This window comes from Vibrio sp. 03_296, from assembly GCF_002265885.1.
This window is the reverse complement of record NZ_NPKW01000310.1, coordinates 1-559: the sequence shown is the minus strand read 5'-3', so window position 1 is coordinate 559 and position 559 is coordinate 1. Positions and strand designations below refer to the sequence as shown.

At 52.1% G+C, this 559-nt stretch carries 1 pseudogene; it reads right to left on the bottom strand.

The window, feature by feature from the left end:
• Positions 1 to 559: pseudogene (locus tag CIK04_RS24240) on the bottom strand (FCD domain-containing protein); the annotation flags it as partial.

The following is a 559-nucleotide window of genomic DNA, read 5'->3' as shown; positions in this document are numbered from 1 at the left end:
AGACGAGGTCGGTGGCTTTGCGCATGCGATTATAGTTGCTGCATATTGCCCAGTAAAAAACGGTTGCCTGAACAGGCGGCGAGCAATTCATGAAAGTCCGCGCTTAGGTTGAACAAATCGCTGGCGTTGACGGTGTCTGGCTGTTGAATCGCTTGCAGATGGCGCTCGCGACACTGCTGTAACGCATTGAGATCGGCTGACCAACTTGGTTCGAGCAAGCCTGCGGGTTCGAAAATCAGCCGACATCGGTAGCTTTCGGTGTGCCTTTCCAGCGTATTGAGAACGCCGTCGAGGTGCCACTTATAGCCGGGGCTTCGGCGCAAAATGCCATCATTTTCGAGCAAGCGGAGTACGCTTTGTATCTCGCCTCGATTGGCGTTGTAGCGCTCTTGAAGCTCCTTTTCTAGAAACGCCGCGCGATCTCCCCAAAGAAGAGATCCATCAGCAACCTAAGATACAGTTTCTCCTGACGAGATGCTTTATTGTCGGCATTCTCGTTGGTTTGAATGGAGTGAGCATCGATCTGCAACGTGAATCCCTTATTGGGCACAGCTTTAGC